Consider the following 17,810-nt stretch of genomic DNA (forward strand, 5'->3'; position numbering starts at 1 on the left):
CGGTTTTTCGCATTCCACGCCGCCCTTGGGCGCTGCTGCCTGTCACCGGCGCCCGGGTGTGGTTATAATCGGCCACTTTATGAGCAAGAAGCGCGTTATGCAGCTGGTTCGAGGTCTTCACAACCTGCGCCCCGAGCACCGGGGCTGTGTCGCCACCATTGGCAACTTCGACGGGGTTCACCGCGGCCACCAGGCGATCCTGGCGCGCCTGCGCGAGCGCGGCCAGGCCTTGGGCCTGCCAACCTGCGTGGTGATCTTCGAACCCCAACCACGCGAGTACTTCGCCCCTGATAGCGCGCCGGCGCGCCTGGCGCGCCTGCGCGACAAGATCGAGCTGCTGGCAGCCGAAGGCATCGACCAGGTCCTGTGCCTGGCATTCAACCAGCGCCTGAGCCAGCTCGGTGCCGATGCCTTCGTCAAGACCATCCTCGTCGACGGCCTGGGGGTACGCCACCTTGAAGTGGGTGATGACTTCCGCTTTGGTTGCGATCGCGCCGGTGACTTTGCCTTCCTGGTCGATGCCGGCAAGCAGTACGGCTTCTCTGTCGAGGCCGCCAATACGGTGATCCAGGACGGCCTGCGGGTCAGCAGCACCGAAGTGCGCAAGGCGCTGTCCGAGGGCAACTTCGAACTCGCCGAGCACCTGCTGGGCCGCCCCTACAGTATCAGCGGCCGCGTGCTGCACGGCCAGAAGCTGGCCCGCCAGCTCGGTACACCCACTGCCAACATCCAGCTCAAGCGCCGTCGGGTGCCGTTGTCCGGGGTCTACCTGGCCAGCATCGAGATCGACGGCAAGGCCTGGCCGGGTGTCGGCAATATCGGCGTGCGCCCCACCGTTGCCGGTGACGGGCGCCCGCACCTGGAAATTCATCTGCTGGACTATGCCGGCGACCTGTATGGCCGGCGCCTGACGGTGAAGTTCCACCACAAGCTGCGTGAAGAGCAGCGTTTCGCCTCCCTGGAGGCGCTGAAGTCGGCGATCGATGCGGATATCGCCGCCGCACGTGCACATTGGCACGCTCAACCGTTAACGAAGAGCCTGAAATGACCGACTACAAAGCCACGCTAAACCTTCCGGACACCGCCTTCCCCATGAAGGCCGGCCTGCCACAGCGCGAACCGCAGATCCTGCAGCGCTGGGACAGCATTGGCCTGTACCAGAAGCTGCGCGAAATTGGCAAGGATCGTCCCAAGTTCGTCCTGCACGACGGCCCGCCCTATGCCAACGGCAAGATTCACATCGGTCATGCGCTGAACAAGATCCTCAAGGACATGATCGTCCGTTCCAAGACCCTGGCCGGCTTCGATGCGCCTTACGTGCCGGGTTGGGACTGCCATGGCCTGCCGATCGAGCACAAGGTCGAGGTCACCCACGGCAAGCACCTGTCCGCCGACCGCACCCGCGAGCTGTGCCGCGAGTATGCCGCCGAGCAGATCGAAGGGCAGAAGACCGAGTTCATTCGCCTGGGCGTGCTGGGTGACTGGGACAACCCGTACAAGACCATGAACTTTGCCAACGAGGCCGGGGAAATCCGCGCCCTGGCCGAGATGGTCAAGCAAGGCTTCGTGTTCAAGGGCCTGAAGCCGGTGAACTGGTGCTTCGACTGCGGTTCGGCGCTGGCCGAAGCCGAGGTCGAGTACGCCGACAAGAAATCGCAGACCATCGACGTGGCCTTCCCGGTTGCCGACGAGGCCAAGCTGGCCGCCGCGTTCGGCCTTGATGCGCTGGCCAAGCCGGCCGCCATCGTGATCTGGACCACCACTCCGTGGACCATCCCGGCCAACCAGGCGCTGAACATTCACCCGGAGTTCAAGTACGCCCTGGTCGATACCGGCGCGCGCCTGCTAGTGCTGGCCGAAGAACTGGTCGAAGCGTGCCTGAAGCGCTACAACCTGGAAGGCTCGGTCATCGCCACCGCCCAGGGTTCGGCACTGGAGCTGATCAACTTCCGTCACCCGTTCTACGATCGCCTGTCGCCGGTGTACCTGGCCGACTACGTCGAACTGGGCGCCGGTACCGGCGTGGTGCACTCCTCGCCAGCCTACGGTGAAGACGACTTCGTCACCTGCAAGCGCTACGGCATGGTCAACGACGACATCCTCACCCCGGTGCAGAGCAACGGCGTGTACGTGGATTCGCTGCCGTTCTTCGGCGGCCAGTTCATCTGGAAGGCCAACCCGGCCATCGTCGACAAGCTGAGCGAAGTCGGTGCGCTGATGCACACCGAAACCATCAGCCACAGCTACATGCACTGCTGGCGCCACAAGACCCCGCTGATCTACCGCGCCACCGCGCAGTGGTTCGTGGGCATGGACAAACAGCCGTCCACTGGCGAGCCGCTGCGTGAGCGCGCGCTGAAAGCCATCGAGGACACCAAGTTCGTACCCGCCTGGGGCCAGGCGCGCCTGCACGCGATGATCGCCAACCGCCCGGACTGGTGCATCTCGCGTCAGCGCAACTGGGGCGTGCCGATCCCGTTCTTCCTGCACAAGCAGACCGGCGAACTGCACCCGCGCACCGTCGAATTGATGGAAGAAGTGGCCAAGCGCGTCGAGCAGCAAGGTATCGAGGCCTGGTTCAAGCTGGACGCTGCCGAACTGCTGGGCGCCGAAGCCGAGCAATACGACAAGATCGCCGACACCCTCGACGTGTGGTTCGACTCGGGGACCACCCACTGGCATGTGCTGCGTGGTTCGCACGACATCGGCCACGCCACCGGCCCACGTGCCGACCTGTACCTGGAAGGTTCCGACCAGCACCGCGGCTGGTTCCACTCTTCGCTGCTGACCGGCTGCGCCATCGACGGCCATGCGCCGTACCGCGAGCTGCTGACCCACGGCTTCACCGTGGACGAGAACGGCCGCAAGATGTCCAAGTCGCTGGGTAACACCATCGAGCCGGAAAAGGTCAACAACACCCTGGGTGCCGACATCCTGCGCCTGTGGGTCGCCGCCACCGACTACTCCGGCGAGATGGCCGTTTCCGAGCAGATCCTGCAGCGTAGCGCCGACGCCTACCGTCGTATCCGCAATACCGCACGCTTCCTGCTGTCCAACCTGTCCGGCTTCGACCCGGCGCGCGACCTGCTGGCCCCGCAAGACATGCTGGCGCTGGACCGCTGGGCAGTCGACCGCACCCTGCTGCTGCAGCGCGAGCTGGAAGAGCACTACAGCGAGTACCGTTTCTGGAACGTCTACTCCAAGGTGCACAACTTCTGCGTGCAGGAACTGGGTGGCTTCTACCTCGACATCATCAAGGACCGCCAGTACACCACCGGCGCCAATAGTGTCGCCCGTCGTTCCTGCCAGACCGCGCTGTACCACATCAGCGAGGCGCTGGTGCGCTGGATCGCTCCGATCCTGGCGTTCACCGCCGACGAAATCTGGCAATACCTGCCGGGCGAGCGCAACGAGTCGGTGATGCTCAATGGCTGGTACCAGGGCCTGAGCGAGCTGCCGGAAGGCACCGAGCTGGACCGTGCCTACTGGGACCGCGTGATGGCGGTGAAGGCATCGGTCAACAAGGAGCTGGAAAACCAGCGTACCGCCAAGGTCATCGGCGGCAACCTGCAGGCCGAAGTCACCCTGTACGCCGACGAAGGCCTGAGCGCCGACCTGGGCAAGCTGGGCGACGAACTGCGCTTCGTGCTGATCACCTCGGCTGCCAGCGTGGTGCCGTTCGCCCAGGCGCCGGCCGAAGCCGTGGCCACCGAAGTCGAAGGCCTCAAGCTGAAGGTGGTCAAGTCCGGCCACGCCAAGTGCGGCCGTTGCTGGCACTTCCGCGCCGACGTCGGCAGCCACCCGGAGCATCCGGAAATCTGCGGCCGTTGCGTCGACAACCTGAGCGGCTCGGGTGAGGTGCGCCACTATGCCTAACCCTGCAGCGGGGCGCTTCGGGCGCCTTGCATGGCTTTGGCTGAGCCTGCTGGTCCTGGTCCTCGACCAGGCCACCAAGCTGTATTTCAACAATGCCCTGACCATGTACCAGCAGATCGTCGTGATTCCCGACTACTTCAGCTGGACCCTGGCCTACAACACCGGCGCGGCCTTCAGCTTCCTCGCGGAAAGCTCCGGCTGGCAGCGCTGGCTGTTCGCCCTGATCGCCGTGGTGGTCAGTGCCGTGCTGGTGGTATGGCTCAAGCGCCTGGGGCGCAACGAGACCTGGCTGGCCGTGGCGCTGGCGCTGGTACTGGGTGGTGCGATCGGCAACCTGTACGACCGCGTCGTGCTCGGCCATGTGGTCGACTTCATCCTGGTGCACTGGCAGAACCGCCATTACTTCCCGGCCTTCAACCTGGCCGACAGCGCCATCACCGTTGGTGCGGTGATGCTGGCGCTGGATATGTTCAAGAGCAAGAAGTCCGAGGATCCGGTTCATGACTGACACCCGTATCGGCCAGAACACCGAAGTCACCCTGCACTTCGCGCTGCACCTGGAAAACGGCGATACCGTCGACAGCACCTTCGACAAGGCCCCGGCCACCTTCAAGGTGGGCGATGGCAACCTGCTGCCAGGTTTCGAGAACGCCCTGTTCGGCTTCAAGGCCGGCGACAAGCGTAACGTGGTGGTGGCCCCAGAGAATGCCTTCGGCCAGCCTAACCCACAGAACGTGCAAGTCATGCCGCGGTCCCAGTTCGAGGGCATGGAGCTGTCCGAAGGATTGCTGATCATCTTCAACGATGCCGCCAACACCGAGCTGCCGGGTGTGGTCAAAGCGTTCGATGACGACCAGGTGACCATCGACTTCAATCACCCACTGGCTGGCAAGACCCTGACCTTCGAGGTGGAGATCCTCGAGGTCAAGGCCCTGTGAGCCTGGAGCCGAGCATGCAAATCAAACTCGCCAACCCTCGCGGCTTCTGCGCGGGGGTCGACCGGGCGATCGAGATCGTCAACCGCGCGCTGGAAGTCTTCGGCCCGCCGATCTATGTGCGTCACGAAGTGGTGCACAACAAGTTCGTGGTCGAAGACCTGCGCAACCGTGGGGCGATCTTCGTCGAGGAGCTGGACCAGGTGCCGGACGACGTCATCGTCATCTTCAGCGCCCACGGGGTTTCCCAGGCCGTGCGCCAGGAAGCCGCTGGCCGTGGCCTGAAAGTGTTCGACGCCACCTGCCCGCTGGTGACCAAGGTGCACATCGAAGTGGCCAAGTACAGCCGCGATGGCCGTGAGTGCATCCTCATCGGCCACGCAGGGCACCCGGAAGTCGAAGGCACCATGGGCCAGTACGACGCCAGCAACGGTGGCGCCATCTATCTCGTCGAGGACGAGGAGGATGTCGCCAACCTGCAGGTGAAAGACCCGGACCACCTGGCCTTCGTCACCCAGACCACGCTGTCGATGGACGACACCAGCCGCGTCATCGACGCCCTGCGCGCCCGCTTCCCGAACATCGGCGGCCCACGCAAGGACGACATCTGTTACGCAACCCAGAACCGCCAGGATGCGGTGAAGCAGCTGGCAGACGAATGCGACGTGGTACTGGTGGTCGGCAGCCCGAACAGCTCCAATTCCAACCGCCTGCGCGAGCTGGCCGAGCGCATGGGCACCCCGGCTTACCTGATCGACGGCGCCGAAGACCTGCAACGTGGCTGGTTCGAGCAGAAGGCGCGAATCGGCATTACCGCCGGCGCTTCGGCCCCCGAAGTGCTGGTGCGTGGCGTGATCGAGCAGCTCAAGGCCTGGGGCGCTACCGGCGCTGAAGAGCTGGATGGGCGAGAAGAGAACATCACCTTCTCCATGCCCAAAGAGCTGCGGGTTCGTTCGCTGATTTAAGGTGACCCTGTCCCGGCCCTATCGCTGGCTTGCCGGCGATAGGTGGCTACGGCTTGTTCAGGGCTGGGCGGCCGGACACTGGGTGTCTGGGCCGGCCTCTGTATCCAGCCTGACCCTGCCGGTCGATGCCAGCACCACCTTGTAGCGGCTGTCGCCTGGCGACCGCTCGCAAACACGCAGCGTGGCAGCCAGCAACTGGTTGCCCACCCCCAGCGGAACACCCTGCGCACTGAATTTCACCTGCCCGCCACGATTGCCAGCAATGTCCAGAGGCCGGGAAAGACGCTGTTCACGCAACACTTGCTGGTTATGTTCCAGCAGTACCCGCCAACCGTTCCCCCACTTACCGTTCAGGGCCTGCACCAGCACCGGCTGGCCTTGCAACATGGCATGGCTGCGCGCACTGCGCAGGGCCTGCGCCAGGTCGCGGGCGGCAGCTGCCCTGTGCAAGTCGTCGCTCAACCGGGCATAGGCGGGCATGCCGAGCTGAGTCAACAGAACTGCCACTGCCAAGGCCGACAACATTTGAATCAGTGTTACGCCGCGTTGCTTCACCGTGCATTCCTCCCTGGAAGTGCTTGGCTATAGCTTCTCGGTCGTTGGACAGGAGCACCAGTCGCCCGAGTTCAAGGCAATTGCAGGAAAAGTCCTAGGAGGTGCAGGGATGCACGGAGTTCAACGAGGCATGACACTGCTGGAAGTACTCTTGGCAGTGGTGGTAGTGGCGGTCGGCCTGTTTGCAGCAGCAGGCCTGCAACTGCAGGCATTGCAGGCCGTGGAGGACGCGCGCCGCGATGGACAGGCAGCAATGGCGGCGCACAGCGAGCGAGAACGGAGGCTGCAGTGAAGCGCAGGCAACGCGGGTTTGGTCTGCATGAGGTGATGATCGCCCTGGCGTTTGGCCTGATGTTGCTGGCGGCGGCTAGCCAGGTCTTTGTTTCGGCACACCAGGGCTGGCGACTACAGAGTACGGCAGCACACATGCAGGACGAGGCCCGCCTGGCACTGCTGCGCATGGCACAGGATATCCGCATGACGGGCATGTTCGGCTGCTTGCGCCTGCAGCCTGGCGATTTTGCCGATGCGGCAGCACGTCAGTCGTTCGGCCGCCCGTTGCAAGTCGAAGGCACCACGCTCAGCCTGGTGGTGACAGAGTTGCCCGGGCAGGCCGGGGCGCCAGACTGGTACTTGCACACAGACTGTCGGAGTAGGGTGCTTGTCGATGCGCAGCGCAAGGCGGGCTTCCCAGTGGTGCATCCGATCAGCAGGTATACCTATCAGCTGCAAGGCACCAGGCTGAGGTTCAAGCGCGGTGAAAGAGCGTTCCAACCGCTGCTCGAGAACGTGCAGGCGATGCGTCTCGAGCATGTGCAAATGCCGGAGGGAGAGCGGATAGACATTGCCCTGACGCTGTACGAACCGACGCTCGGGCTCGAACAGCGGCATGAGCTGAGCGTGGCAATCCGCAACCCGGTGCCTGCCTCATGAACCGCCAGCGTGGCCTGGTCCTGTTGCTGGCACTGCTATTGAGCATGCTGTTAAGCCTGCTGGCAGCTTCTGCCCTACGCGCGGCGCTGGTAGAAACGCGAATGGTCGGCTACCTGAGCGATGGCCTGCTGGCGCTGGAGCAGGCCGAGGAAGCCTTGCTGGCAGGGGAGGGCGAGGTGCATCGGGCACCGCCTGCCCCTTGTGATGCATGCCCGCCCCCGGTCCGCCCGCATGATCTGGCCGGGCAATGGCAGCGCACGCGCATGGGCTATTTCCAGTTGCAGAACCTGGGGTCAAGCAGCCGCGCCGCGCACATGCCGGAAGGACAGCAGGTCGCCCTGTTCAGGGTTACCGCCGTCAGCCTGCAAGCCCAGCCACGCTATGTACTGGAGGCGGTCTATGCCGTGGGAGACGACGGTGCACGGCGCATTGCCTGGCGGCAGAGATTGCAAGGAGACTGACATGCAGCAAGGCTTGAGCCTGATTGAGTTGTTGATTGTGCTGGCGGTCACCGGCATTCTGGCAGCCATTGCCTACCCAAGTTACAACGATCAGCTCCGGCGCGCTGCACGCAGCGAGGTGGTCGGCCTGCTGCACGATACCGCCCTGCGCCTGGAGCGCCATCGCGTGCTCACCGGCCAGTACGCCGAGGGCGAGCCGGACTTGCCCATGGGTAACCGCTACTACCGCCTGCAGGCCCAGCGTGACAGGGATACCTTCACGCTGCGTGCCCGGCGGCTGCCGGGCGCACTGATGGCGCAGGATAGCTGTGGTGATTTCCAGCTCGACCAGGCCGGTGTACGGAGTAATCCGGGCGCCGTTGGTGGCAGCGAACACTGCTGGGGAAGCTGAAGGTTGAATGATGCCGGGTGCATCGCGAATTTACTTCAGGTGTTGGATCGACAGATGAGCAAGCGAGTAGTGGTGGTCGGCGGCGGGGTGATCGGCCTGCTGACGGCGTTCAACCTGGCCGCGAAGGTCGGGCAGGTGGTGCTGTGTGACCAGGGCGAGGTCGGTCGCGAGTCGTCCTGGGCCGGCGGTGGCATTGTTTCGCCGCTGTACCCGTGGCGCTACAGCCCGGCAGTGACGGCCCTGGCGCACTGGTCGCAGGACTTTTATCCACAGCTGGGCGAGCGGCTGTTCGCCAGCACTGGCGTCGACCCTGAAGTGCACACCACTGGCCTGTACTGGCTCGATCTGGACGACGAGGCCGAAGCGCTGGCCTGGGCCGAGCGTGAGCAGCGGCCGCTGAGTGCCGTGGATATCTCGGCGGCCTATGACGCAGTGCCGGTGCTGGGCCCAGGCTTCAAGCGTGCCATCTACATGGCCGGCGTGGCCAACGTGCGCAACCCGCGCCTGGTGAAGTCGCTCAAGGCGGCGTTGCTGGCGTTGCCCAACGTGACCTTGCGTGAGCACTGCCAGATTACCGGCTTCGTCGGGCAAGGCGGCCGCGTGACCGGTGTGCAGACGGCAGACGGCGTGCTGGCAGCGGATGCGGTGGTGCTCAGCGCCGGGGCCTGGAGTGGTGAGCTGCTGGGTACGCTTGGCCTCGCGCTGCCGGTGGAGCCGGTGAAAGGCCAGATGATCCTGTTCAAGTGTGCCGAAGACTTCCTGCCGAGCATGGTGCTGGCCAAGGGGCGCTATGCGATCCCGCGGCGTGACGGGCATATTCTGGTAGGTAGCACGCTGGAGCATGCCGGGTACGACAAGACCCCGACCGGGGAGGCGTTGGAGAGCCTGAAAGCGTCGGCGGTGGAGTTGTTGCCTGAACTGGAGGGGGCTCCGGTGGTGGCGCATTGGGCCGGGTTGCGGCCGGGGTCACCGGAAGGTATTCCGTATATCGGACCGGTGCCGGGGCATGAGGGGTTGTGGTTGAACTGCGGGCATTACCGCAACGGTCTGGTGCTGGCGCCGGCTTCGTGCCAGCTGTTTACCGACCTGTTGACCGGGGCAGAGCCGATCATTGACCCGGCGCCGTATGCGCCAGCCGGGCGTTTGAGCTGAGATTGCCGGGGCCGCTGTGCGGCCCTTTCGCCGGCAGCCAGCTCCCACAGGTTCACCGACAGCCTCGGGACTTGTGCTTTACCTGTGGGAGCCGGCTGGCCGGCGATGAGGCCAGCAAGGCCAGTAAATATTTCAACCGGCGGGGCCAATGGAGCACTTAGCCGGTAATGGGGGCTTGCAAGTGCCGGCCAGGATAATGCTGCTCATACACCTTGCACACTCGCAGCACCTGCTCATCGGCAAAGCGCCCGGCCACCACCTGCAGCCCCACCGGCAACCCCTCGCGGGTGAACCCGCACGGCACCGAAGCCGCCGGCTGCTGAGTCAGGTTGAAGGGATAGCTGAACGGCGTCCATTCCATCCACTGCGCCATCCCCGACCCAGGCGGCACATTGTGCCCTGTCTCGAATGCCACCAGTGGCAGCATCGGCGATACCAGCACGTCATAGCGCTGGTGGAAGGCATTCATCCTGGCGATCAACTCTGCCCGTGCCTCCAGGGCCTGGGTGTATTCGCCCAGGTTGATCCGCGCCCCCTGTTCGGCAATCCAGTGCAGCCCTGGGTCAAGCAGCGCCCGCTGTTCATTGCTGAGCGCACTGGCCAACCGCGCCGCGCCGGCAAACCACAGGGTGTTGAACGTCTCCAGCGGGTCGCCGAACCCCGGGTCGACCTCTTCAACCTGCGCGCCCAGCCGTGCCAAGCGTTGCACGGCCTGGGCCACCAGTGCCTGGATTTGCGGGTCGACCTGCACGTAGCCGAAGTTGGCACTGTAGGCGATGCGCAGGCCGCTCAGGTCCTGCTCCTGGCACAGCCACGGCGCCTGCCTGGGTGCGCCAGCCAGCCCGTCACGGGCGTCGGGCCGGGCGACGCAGCCGAGCATCAGTACCGAATCGTCGACGGTGCGCGTCATCGGCCCCAGGTGCGACAGTACGGTCATGGCACTGGCGGGCCATTGCGGTACGTAGCCGAAGGTCGGCTTGATGCCGAACGTGCCGGTAAAGGCGCAGGGGATGCGAATCGAGCCGCCGGCATCGCTACCCTGGTGCAGCACGCCCAGGTTCAGCGCGGCTGCAGCCGCGGCACCACCGGAAGAGCCGCCAGCTGTCAGCCGGGTATTCCAGGGGTTGCGGGTGATGCCATACAGCGGGTTGTCGGTGACCCCCTTCCAGCCGAACTCCGGCGTGGTGGTCTTGCCCACCAATACAGCGCCGGCTTCGCGCATGAAGGCCGTGAAGGGCGCATCGACTTCCCACGGGCCGCTGCCCGAAGTGGTGCGCGAACCCTTGCGTGTGGGCATACCGCGGGTCAGGGTCAGGTCCTTGATCGAGGCGGGTACGCCATCCAGCCGGCCGCAGGGCTCGCCACGTTGCCAGCGCTGTTCGCTGGCGCGGGCGGCGGCGCGGGCACCTTCGCCGTCGACATGGCAATAGGCGTTGACCGCCGGGTTGTGCAGGTCGATGCGTGCCAGTACATCGTCGATCACCTCGACCGGTGACAGTTGGTGGCGCTGGTACAACTCGAGCAGTTCGACGGCGGTGAACTCGCCAATCGCGGTTTTCTGATTCATCTCAGCGGGCTCCCGGGTTGGCGGCCTGGAACATGGCGCGCAGCAGCACGTCGCAGCCATCGGCCAGGTCCTGTGGCGCGGCATTTTCGATTTCGTTGTGGCTGATGCCGCCCTCGCAGGGCACGAAGATCATCCCGGCCGGGCCCAGTTCGGCGAGGAAGATCGCGTCGTGGCCAGCGCCGCTGACGATATCCATGTGGCTCAGGCCCAGCTCCCGCGCGCCTTGGCGCACAGCGTCCACGCACTGCTCGGCGAAGTACAGCGGTGGAAAGTCGGCGGTTGGCGTCAGCTTGTAACTCAGCCCGTGTCTTGCCGTGCTGGTTTCAATGGCCGTGAACACCTCGTTGACCATGGCTGCGAGGTGCTCGGGGTCGAGGTGGCGCAGATCGATGGTCATTTGCACCTGGCCCGGAATGACATTGCGCGAGCCCGGGTGCAGGTTCAGGCAGCCGACGGTGCCGCAGGCATGCGGCTGGTGAGCATGGGCCACGCGGTTGACCGCAGCCACCACCTCGGCGGCACCGACCAGGGCATCCTTGCGCAGGTGCATCGGGGTGGGGCCGGCGTGGGCCTCTACGCCGGTCAGTACCAGGTCGAACCATTTCTGCCCCAGACAGCCCTGGACCACGCCAATGGTGGTGCGCTGGTCTTCCAGCACCGGGCCCTGTTCGATATGCGCCTCGAAGTAGGCGCCGACGGCGTGCCCGGTGGGTACACGCGGGCCAGCGTAACCGATGCGCTGGAGTTCCGCGCCTACCGACAGGCCCTTGTCGTCGACCTTGGCCAGCGTCTCCTGCAGGCCGAACTTACCGGCGAACACCCCCGAGCCCATCATGCATGGCGGGAAACGCGAGCCTTCCTCGTTGGTCCACACCACCACTTCCAGCGGGGCTTCGGTGGTCAGGTTCAGGTCGTTCAGGGTGCGCAGCACCTCGAGGCCGGCCATGACGCCGTAGCAGCCATCGAACTTTCCGCCGGTGGGTTGGGTGTCGATGTGGCTGCCGGTCATCACGGGCGGCAGCGATGGGTTGCGGCCGGGGCGGCGGGCGAAAATGTTGCCGATGGCGTCGATGCTGACGGTACAGCCGGCTTCTTCGCACCAACGCACGAAAAGGTCGCGGGCCTGGCGGTCGAGGTCGGTCAGGGCCAGGCGGCACACGCCGCCCTTGGCGGTGGCGCCGAGGCCGGCCAGGTCCATCAGCGATTGCCAGAGCCGTTCGCGGCTGACCAGCGGGCCCTGGCCGAGCAGGTGTTGCGAGGGATCGATGCGGTTGTTCATGGTTCATCTCTCCTGAAATGACTGGGTTGCTTGTGCCGGCTTCTTCGCGGGTGAACCCGCTCCGCAGGGACATCACTGCCTTCAGGCCTGCGGGCCCCTACGAGGCCTGTATCAGGCACTAAGGGCCAGATAACGGTTCTTGATACTCGGGTCCTCGCGGAACTGCGCGGCACTGCCTTGATAGGCAACCCGACCCTGCTCCAGCACGTAATGGCGGTCAGCCAGGGCATCGCAGACCATCAGGTTCTGCTCCACCAGCAGGATCGACAGGCCTTCGTCCTTGATCCGCCGCAGAATCTTCACCAGTTCGTCGACGATTACCGGGGCCAGGCCTTCGGTGGGCTCGTCGAGGATCAGCAGCTTGGGGCCGTTGAGCAGGGCGCGAGCGATAGCCAGCATCTGCTGTTCGCCGCCGGAAAGGGCGAAACCGCCGTTGCGGCGCCGTTCCTTCAGCCGCGGGAACATGCTGTACACGTCTTCCAGCTGCCAGCGGCTGTCCTTGCGTACGGCAATCCTCAGGTTTTCCTCCACGCTGAGCTGGCGAAAGATGCCGCGGTGCTCCGGCACCAGGGCAATGCCGAGCCGCGCGATATCGAAGATTTCGCGGCCGACCAGCTGCTGGCCGTTGAAGCTGATCTGCCCCTGTCGTGGGCGGACGATGCCGAGGATGCTGCGTAGGGTGGTGGTCTTGCCGGCGCCGTTGCGCCCCAGCAAGGTCACCAGTTCGCCAGCCTCGACCTTGAGCGAGACGCCTTCGAGCACATGGCTCTTGTCATAGTAGGAGTGGATCGAATCGACTTTGAGCATCAGGCGGCCTCTCCAAGGTAGGCGGTGCGGACACGCTCGTCGTTGCGCACCTGTTCAGGGGTACCCTCGACCAGGATCTGGCCGTGGCTCATCACTGTGATGCGCTGGCTGATTGACATGACGATGCTCATGTTGTGCTCGATCAGCAGCACGGTGTGGTCGCGGCCGAGGTCGCTGATCAGGTTGGTCATCACCGGGATGTCGTCGATGCCCATGCCCGAAGTGGGCTCGTCGAGCATCAGCAACGTCGGTTTGGCGCAGATCGACATGCCCACCTCCAGCACCCGTTGCTGGCCGTGCGACAACTCGCCGGCCAGGGTCTCGGCGCGGGCGGTCAGCTTCAGGCGCTCCAGCACCTGGTCGGCAGTGTCCCAGTGGCTGCGCTTGTGCTCGACGCTGCGCCAGAAGTTCAGCGCACCCAGACCATCGCGCCCCTGGGCGGCCAGGCGCAGGTTCTCGCGCACCGACAGGTTCTGGAACAGGCTGGTGAGCTGGAACGAACGGGCCATACCCAGCGCCACGCGCCCGTGGGACGGTTTGCGGATGATGTCCTGGCCGTTGAACAGGATCTTGCCCGCGGTGGCCTGGCGCTCGCCGGTCAGGCAGTGGAACAGGCTGGTCTTGCCGGCGCCGTTGGGGCCGATGATGGTGTGGATTGAGCCGGCGCTGACCTTGAGGTCGACGCCTGCAACCGCCTTGAACGGCCCGTAGGCCAGCTCCAGCTGGCGGGTTTCCAGAAGGTAGTCGCTCATCACAGGGTCTCCTTGGTCTTGGCCTGGGGTTTGTCATTGGCGTTGCGGGTAGCCAGCAGGCGCTTGCCCAGTCCGGCGAGGCCGCCCCACAGGCCACCGCGCATGAACACCACCACCAGGATCAGGATCACCCCCAGCAGCATCAGCCAGCGCGGCCACAGCTCCGACAGCACATCACCCAGCAACACGATGGCGCCGGCCCCCAGCAGCGAGCCGAACAGCGAGCCGGTGCCACCGACGATGGTCATGATCAGGATGTTCTCGCTCATCATCAGGTCGATGTTCGACAGTGGCGCAAAGTGCAGCAGCATGGCGTACAGCGCCCCGGCGATACCGGTGATGGCACCCGACAGCATGAACACCAGGATCTTGAAGTGGCGGGTGTCGTAGCCGATGGCTGCGGCGCGGGTCTCGTTTTCGCGGATGGCCAGCAGGGTACTGCCGAACGGTGAGCGGATCACCCGCAGGGCGCCGGCAAAGATCAGCAGGAACAGCACCGCAACGAACACATAGAAATGCCGTGGGTCGGCCAGGTCGAATAGCACATGGCCGGCGATTTCGATGTTGGGCCGGGGCACATCGAGCAGGCCGTTGTCACCGCCGGTCCAGCCGCTGAGGGTGTAGGCCAGGAAGTAGGCCATCTGGCTGAAGGCCAGGGTCAGCATGACGAAGTAGATACCCGTGCGGCGGATCGCCAGGGCACCTACCAGCAGCGCCAGGAAGGCACCGAACACGGCTGCGCCAAGCAGCGCGGCGAACATGCCCCACTGCAGGTGGATCATCAGCAACGCCGCGCCATAGGCGCCCACGCCAAAGAAGATGCCCTGGCCGAACGACAGCAGGCCGGTGTAGCCGAGCAGCAGGTTGCAGGCCAGCGCCGCCAGGGCAAAGATCAGGATCTCGGTGGCCAGGGTGGCAGATGGAAGCAGCAGCGGCAGCGCCACCAGGCTGGCGACCACCAGCAACAACAGGGCCGGGGCGCGGCCCTTGGCGACCGGCAATGGGTTTTTCTCGCTCATCTCAGGCTCTCCCGAACAGGCCATAGGGACGGACCAGGATCACGGCGGCCATGGCGCCGTAGATCATCAGGCTGGCGCCTTGCGGCCAGAGACTGGTCATCATGCTTTGCACCACACCCACCAGCAGGCCGCCGACCAGTGCACCGCCGAACGAGCCCATGCCGCCGATCACCACCACCACGAAGGCGATGCCGAGGATTTCCGGGCCGACGAAGGGCTGGGCGCCACGCAGCGGTGCGAATAGCACGCCCGCCACGCCGGCCAGGCCCACGCCCAGGGCGAAGGTCAGGGAGAACAGGCGGAAGATGTTGGTGCCCAGCAGCGACACGGTTTCGGTGCTTTCGCTGCCGGCCCGGACCAGGGCGCCGAAGCGGGTGCGCTCCAGCAGCAGCCACAGGCCAAGGCCGATCAGTGCGGCGAAAGCGATCAGGAACAGCCGGTAGTAGGGGTAGATGAAGTCACCGACGATCAGCACCCCGCGCAGCTCCGGCGGCACCGCGATGTTCTTGCCCACCGGGCCCCAGATCAGTACCGAGGCTTCCTGGATGATCAGCGCGATACCAAGGGTGACGAGGATCTGGAACGTGTGCGGCAGGTGGTAGATGCGCTTGATCAGCAGCCGCTCGACCGCCCAGGCCAGCGCCGCCACCACCAGTGGTGCGATCAGCAGGGCAAGCCAGAAGCTGCCGGTAATGGCCACGGCGGTATAGCACAGGTAGGCGCCCAGCAAGAAAAACGCGCCGTGGGCGAAGTTGACGAAGTTGAGCAGGCCGAAAATGATCGTCAGGCCCACGGCGATGAGGAAGTAGATCATCCCCAGGCCCAGGCCGTTGAGCAGTTGGAACAGGTACAAATCGAGCATGAACGTGCCCTCGACAGCGCGCGGTGCGGCTGCCTGTACGAGTGGGTGTGACTGACGCCGCGGCTTCAGGCCAGGGCGCAACCGGTGTGGTCGACTTCGACGAACGAGCGACCCGAGCTGATGACTTCGGCCAGGTCGTCCTCGTCGCGCATCTGCCCCTGGGGCTTGCCGCGCAGCAGGTAGTAGTCCTTGAGCACCTGGTGGTCGCCCGGACGGATAAGTTCATCACCCGTCGGGCCCTGGAAGCGCATGCCCTGCAGTGCCGCGGACACGGCCGCGCCATCCAGGCTGCCGGCCTTGATGATGGCCTCGAGCATGACCTTGGTGCCGATGTAGTCGGCCGCCAGCGGGTAGTTGGGGTTGATGCCATAGGCCTTGCGGGTGGCGGCGACCAGCTGTTTGTTCAGTGGGGTATCGACCTGGTGCCAGTACTGCGCGCCTAGGTACACGCCTTCGAGCACGTCGCTGCCCAGCTCCTGGAACTGATCGAGGCCGGCGGACCACACCATCAGCACTTTCATGCGCTCCTTGATACCGAAGTTCACTGCCTGGCGCAGGGCGTTGGACGCCTGGCTGCCGAAGTTGAGCAGCACCAGCACGTCGGGCTTGGCGGCGATGGCGTTGGTCAGGTAGCCGGAAAATTCCTGCTCCTGCAGCGAGTGGTAGCTGTTGCCGATGTGTTCCACGCCGAGCTCGGCAAACACCTTGCGGGCATTGTCCAGCAGGGCATCGCCGAACACGTACTGCGGGGTGATGGTGTACCAGCGCTTGGCCTGGGGCAGTTGGCGGATCATCGGCACCAGCGTTTCGCGGATGGCGCCGTAGGTGGGCACCGACCAGCGGAAGGTCGAGGCATTGCAGTCCTTGCCGGTAATCTCGTCGGCGCCGACCGGGGTCATGAATATGCCGCCGGCCTTGTGGATTTCCTTCGACACCGCCAGTGCCGAGGACGACAGGGTGCAGCCCTGGAAGAAGCGTGCGCCATCCTGGCCGATGGCTTCCTGCACCTTGCGCACCGCCTTGCCGGCGTTGCCTTCAGTGTCGATGACCTTGTACTTGAGCGGGTGGCCAAGCAGTTGCGGGTGTTCGGCGATAGCCAGGCGCGAGCCCATGTCGGCGTACTTGCCGTAGCTGGCGAAGGCGCCAGACATGGACTTGAGCCCATAGAAGGTCAACGGTTGGTCGGCGAATGCCCGGTGCGACCCCAGGGGGAGGCTACCTAAGGCACCCAGGGCAAGGCCTGCCTTGAGCAGGGTACGTCTTTGCATGAGTAACTCCTTGGTTGTGGTTATTAGGCAGGAGTAGCAATGACAAAGCGGGTACGGCCGGGCCTGTGTGCAGGCCTCTTTCCAGGTGGATCAGTGGTGGTGTTCGAACTCCAGCAGGAAGTTGCGGGCAACCTCGCCTTCCAGCGCGGTCATGTGGTGTTCGGCGTCGCACATGTGATCGTGCATCAGCCGGCGTACGGCAGGCTCGTCGCTGGCGCGCAGGGCGGTGAGCAATTGCTTGTGGTAGGCGATGTTGGCGGCGGCGAACTGCTGGCGCTTGGGCAGGTAGGCCTTTTTCAGCACCACCAGGTCGCGCAGCAGGTCATTGAGGAACACCGCCATGAAACGCAGCAATGGGTTGGAGCAGCGGTCGGCCAGCAGGGTGTGGAACTCCAGCTCGGCCAGGCGCTGTTCGCGCTGTCCTTCCTCGCTGTCCTCCGGTGCGCTGCAGAAGTCGATGTTGGCCTGCAGTGCGGCGTAGTCGGCTTCGCTCAGCTTGCCCATCACCGACACCGCCAGCTCCACCTCGATGACCTTGCGCAGCTGGTACACCTGCTCGCCGTCCAGGTGCTGGAAGTGCAGGTAGTTGCGCAGCGCGCGGCTGGCAGGTTCGGTGCCCACTTCGTTGAGGTAGGCACCGCCGCTCGGGCCGGTGCGGGTGCTGACCAGGCCCTCGACCTCCAGGGCCTTGAGCGCTTCGCGGGCGGTACCCTTGGAGCATTCGAAATGCTCCATCAGCTCGCGCTCGGTGGGCAGGCGGTCGCCGGGGTGCAGCGCTTCGGTGACGATCGAGCGCTTTACCGATTCGACAATCACGTCGGACAGCTTCTGGCGCTTGCGTTTGGGTTTGAGCATTTCGCTATTTTTCATATTTATGCGGATAAATAGGATTTAGCGAGTTTTGCCGGGGTGGGTCAATGCTGGTGGCGGGGGAGGGGTCGCAAATGGTGCGAAAGGGTCGGGGAGGGATAAGTGAAGAGGCGATCAA

General features: G+C 64.8%; 19 protein-coding genes. 10 read left to right on the forward strand and 9 right to left on the reverse strand.

Annotation, left to right across the window (positions count from 1 at the left end):
* Positions 1-97: 97 nt before the first annotated feature.
* Genes ribF through ispH form a run of 5 tightly spaced genes read left to right on the forward strand, consistent with a single transcriptional unit; the run spans position 98 to position 5,776 of the window.
* On the forward strand, positions 98-1,048 hold the full coding sequence (gene ribF, locus HU763_RS03190) for a bifunctional riboflavin kinase/FAD synthetase (RefSeq protein ID WP_186689414.1): 951 nt from the start codon (positions 98-100) through the stop codon (positions 1,046-1,048).
* Positions 1,045-3,876, forward strand: coding sequence for an isoleucine--tRNA ligase (ileS, locus tag HU763_RS03195; protein WP_186689413.1), 2,832 nt, complete (start codon positions 1,045-1,047; stop codon positions 3,874-3,876). The genes ribF and ileS overlap by 4 nt, the downstream gene beginning before the upstream one ends.
* The gene (gene lspA, locus HU763_RS03200) at positions 3,869-4,384 is read left to right on the forward strand and encodes a signal peptidase II (protein ID WP_170028137.1); all 516 of its coding nucleotides are present in this window, start codon (positions 3,869-3,871) and stop codon (positions 4,382-4,384) included. The genes ileS and lspA overlap by 8 nt, the downstream gene beginning before the upstream one ends.
* On the forward strand, positions 4,377-4,814 hold the full coding sequence (gene fkpB / locus HU763_RS03205; RefSeq protein ID WP_186674028.1) for an FKBP-type peptidyl-prolyl cis-trans isomerase: 438 nt from the start codon (positions 4,377-4,379) through the stop codon (positions 4,812-4,814). The genes lspA and fkpB overlap by 8 nt, the downstream gene beginning before the upstream one ends.
* A 14-nt stretch (positions 4,815-4,828) precedes the next feature.
* Positions 4,829-5,776: a 4-hydroxy-3-methylbut-2-enyl diphosphate reductase gene (ispH, locus tag HU763_RS03210; RefSeq protein WP_170028139.1), complete on the forward strand. Its 948-nt coding sequence runs from the start codon at positions 4,829-4,831 to the stop codon at positions 5,774-5,776.
* 57 nt (positions 5,777-5,833) lie between these two features.
* Here the strand turns inward: ispH and HU763_RS03215 are convergent, their stop codons facing one another.
* Positions 5,834-6,331, reverse strand: a complete 498-nt coding sequence (locus HU763_RS03215) for a GspH/FimT family pseudopilin (RefSeq protein WP_186689411.1) — start codon at positions 6,329-6,331, stop codon at positions 5,834-5,836.
* 109 nt (positions 6,332-6,440) lie between these two features.
* Here HU763_RS03215 and HU763_RS03220 point away from each other — a divergent pair, with 109 nt between their 5' ends.
* From HU763_RS03220 to thiO, 5 genes are read left to right on the forward strand one after another with little or no spacing between them, the layout of a single operon-like run.
* The gene (locus HU763_RS03220) at positions 6,441-6,623 is read left to right on the forward strand and encodes a prepilin-type N-terminal cleavage/methylation domain-containing protein (protein WP_186689432.1); all 183 of its coding nucleotides are present in this window, start codon (positions 6,441-6,443) and stop codon (positions 6,621-6,623) included.
* Positions 6,620-7,264 carry a PilW family protein gene (locus HU763_RS03225; protein ID WP_186689409.1) on the forward strand — a complete coding sequence of 215 codons (645 nt, stop codon included), beginning with the start codon at positions 6,620-6,622 and terminating at the stop codon, positions 7,262-7,264. The genes HU763_RS03220 and HU763_RS03225 overlap by 4 nt, the downstream gene beginning before the upstream one ends.
* Positions 7,261-7,725 carry a hypothetical protein gene (locus tag HU763_RS03230; RefSeq protein WP_186689407.1) on the forward strand — a complete coding sequence of 155 codons (465 nt, stop codon included), beginning with the start codon at positions 7,261-7,263 and terminating at the stop codon, positions 7,723-7,725. The genes HU763_RS03225 and HU763_RS03230 overlap by 4 nt, the downstream gene beginning before the upstream one ends.
* 1 nt (position 7,726) lies before the next feature.
* Positions 7,727-8,116 carry a type IV pilin protein gene (locus HU763_RS03235; RefSeq protein ID WP_186689405.1) on the forward strand — a complete coding sequence of 130 codons (390 nt, stop codon included), beginning with the start codon at positions 7,727-7,729 and terminating at the stop codon, positions 8,114-8,116.
* A 54-nt stretch (positions 8,117-8,170) separates the two neighbouring features.
* Positions 8,171-9,268, forward strand: a complete 1,098-nt coding sequence (gene thiO / locus HU763_RS03240; protein WP_186689403.1) for a glycine oxidase ThiO — start codon at positions 8,171-8,173, stop codon at positions 9,266-9,268.
* Positions 9,269-9,425: 157 nt separating this feature from the next.
* Here thiO and HU763_RS03245 read toward each other — a convergent pair whose 3' ends face one another.
* From HU763_RS03245 to HU763_RS03280, 8 genes are all read right to left on the reverse strand, one after another.
* A complete protein-coding gene (locus tag HU763_RS03245) occupies positions 9,426-10,835 on the reverse strand; it encodes an amidase (RefSeq protein ID WP_186689401.1) in 1,410 nt (469 codons plus the stop codon).
* A gap of 1 nt (position 10,836) precedes the next feature.
* On the reverse strand, positions 10,837-12,114 hold the full coding sequence (locus HU763_RS03250; RefSeq protein WP_225931921.1) for a Zn-dependent hydrolase: 1,278 nt from the start codon (positions 12,112-12,114) through the stop codon (positions 10,837-10,839).
* Positions 12,115-12,225: 111 nt separating this feature from the next.
* Positions 12,226-12,921, reverse strand: a complete 696-nt coding sequence (locus HU763_RS03255) for an ABC transporter ATP-binding protein (RefSeq protein WP_186689399.1) — start codon at positions 12,919-12,921, stop codon at positions 12,226-12,228.
* Entirely contained in the window at positions 12,921-13,673 is a 753-nt protein-coding gene (locus HU763_RS03260) for an ABC transporter ATP-binding protein (protein ID WP_186689396.1), read from the reverse strand. The genes HU763_RS03255 and HU763_RS03260 overlap by 1 nt, the downstream gene beginning before the upstream one ends.
* Complete coding sequence (locus HU763_RS03265; RefSeq protein WP_170028149.1) at positions 13,673-14,692, reverse strand: branched-chain amino acid ABC transporter permease; 1,020 nt, start codon at positions 14,690-14,692, stop codon at positions 13,673-13,675. The genes HU763_RS03260 and HU763_RS03265 overlap by 1 nt, the downstream gene beginning before the upstream one ends.
* A 1-nt stretch (position 14,693) precedes the next feature.
* Positions 14,694-15,554 (reverse strand): branched-chain amino acid ABC transporter permease, encoded by an 861-nt coding sequence (locus HU763_RS03270; protein WP_170028150.1) that lies wholly within the window; start codon positions 15,552-15,554, stop codon positions 14,694-14,696.
* Positions 15,555-15,619: 65 nt separating this feature from the next.
* On the reverse strand, positions 15,620-16,822 hold the full coding sequence (locus HU763_RS03275; protein WP_186689395.1) for an ABC transporter substrate-binding protein: 1,203 nt from the start codon (positions 16,820-16,822) through the stop codon (positions 15,620-15,622).
* Between the two features lie 90 nt (positions 16,823-16,912).
* Positions 16,913-17,677, reverse strand: coding sequence for a FadR/GntR family transcriptional regulator (locus HU763_RS03280; protein WP_170028152.1), 765 nt, complete (start codon positions 17,675-17,677; stop codon positions 16,913-16,915).
* Between the last annotated feature and the right edge of the window lie 133 nt (positions 17,678-17,810).

The organism is Pseudomonas anuradhapurensis (assembly GCF_014269225.2).
Taxonomy (GTDB): Bacteria; Pseudomonadota; Gammaproteobacteria; order Pseudomonadales; family Pseudomonadaceae; genus Aquipseudomonas; species Aquipseudomonas anuradhapurensis.

Bases quoted from the DNA above. Each gene is read 5' to 3' on its own strand.
- HU763_RS03255 (WP_186689399.1), bottom strand. From the start codon at position 12,921: ATGCTCAAAGTCGATTCGATCCACTCCTACTATGACAAGAGCCATGTG.
- HU763_RS03280 (WP_170028152.1), bottom strand. From the start codon at position 17,677: ATGCTCAAACCCAAACGCAAGCGCCAGAAGCTGTCCGACGTGATTGTC.
- HU763_RS03230 (WP_186689407.1), top strand. From the start codon at position 7,261: ATGAACCGCCAGCGTGGCCTGGTCCTGTTGCTGGCACTGCTATTGAGC.
- fkpB (WP_186674028.1), top strand. From the start codon at position 4,377: ATGACTGACACCCGTATCGGCCAGAACACCGAAGTCACCCTGCACTTC.
- HU763_RS03250 (WP_225931921.1), bottom strand. From the start codon at position 12,114: ATGAACAACCGCATCGATCCCTCGCAACACCTGCTCGGCCAGGGCCCG.
- thiO (WP_186689403.1), top strand. From the start codon at position 8,171: ATGAGCAAGCGAGTAGTGGTGGTCGGCGGCGGGGTGATCGGCCTGCTG.
- ispH (WP_170028139.1), top strand. From the start codon at position 4,829: ATGCAAATCAAACTCGCCAACCCTCGCGGCTTCTGCGCGGGGGTCGAC.
- HU763_RS03275 (WP_186689395.1), bottom strand. From the start codon at position 16,822: ATGCAAAGACGTACCCTGCTCAAGGCAGGCCTTGCCCTGGGTGCCTTA.
- HU763_RS03270 (WP_170028150.1), bottom strand. From the start codon at position 15,554: ATGCTCGATTTGTACCTGTTCCAACTGCTCAACGGCCTGGGCCTGGGG.
- HU763_RS03245 (WP_186689401.1), bottom strand. From the start codon at position 10,835: ATGAATCAGAAAACCGCGATTGGCGAGTTCACCGCCGTCGAACTGCTC.
- HU763_RS03260 (WP_186689396.1), bottom strand. From the start codon at position 13,673: ATGAGCGACTACCTTCTGGAAACCCGCCAGCTGGAGCTGGCCTACGGG.
- ileS (WP_186689413.1), top strand. From the start codon at position 1,045: ATGACCGACTACAAAGCCACGCTAAACCTTCCGGACACCGCCTTCCCC.
- HU763_RS03220 (WP_186689432.1), top strand. From the start codon at position 6,441: ATGCACGGAGTTCAACGAGGCATGACACTGCTGGAAGTACTCTTGGCA.
- ribF (WP_186689414.1), top strand. From the start codon at position 98: ATGCAGCTGGTTCGAGGTCTTCACAACCTGCGCCCCGAGCACCGGGGC.
- lspA (WP_170028137.1), top strand. From the start codon at position 3,869: ATGCCTAACCCTGCAGCGGGGCGCTTCGGGCGCCTTGCATGGCTTTGG.
- HU763_RS03265 (WP_170028149.1), bottom strand. From the start codon at position 14,692: ATGAGCGAGAAAAACCCATTGCCGGTCGCCAAGGGCCGCGCCCCGGCC.
- HU763_RS03235 (WP_186689405.1), top strand. From the start codon at position 7,727: ATGCAGCAAGGCTTGAGCCTGATTGAGTTGTTGATTGTGCTGGCGGTC.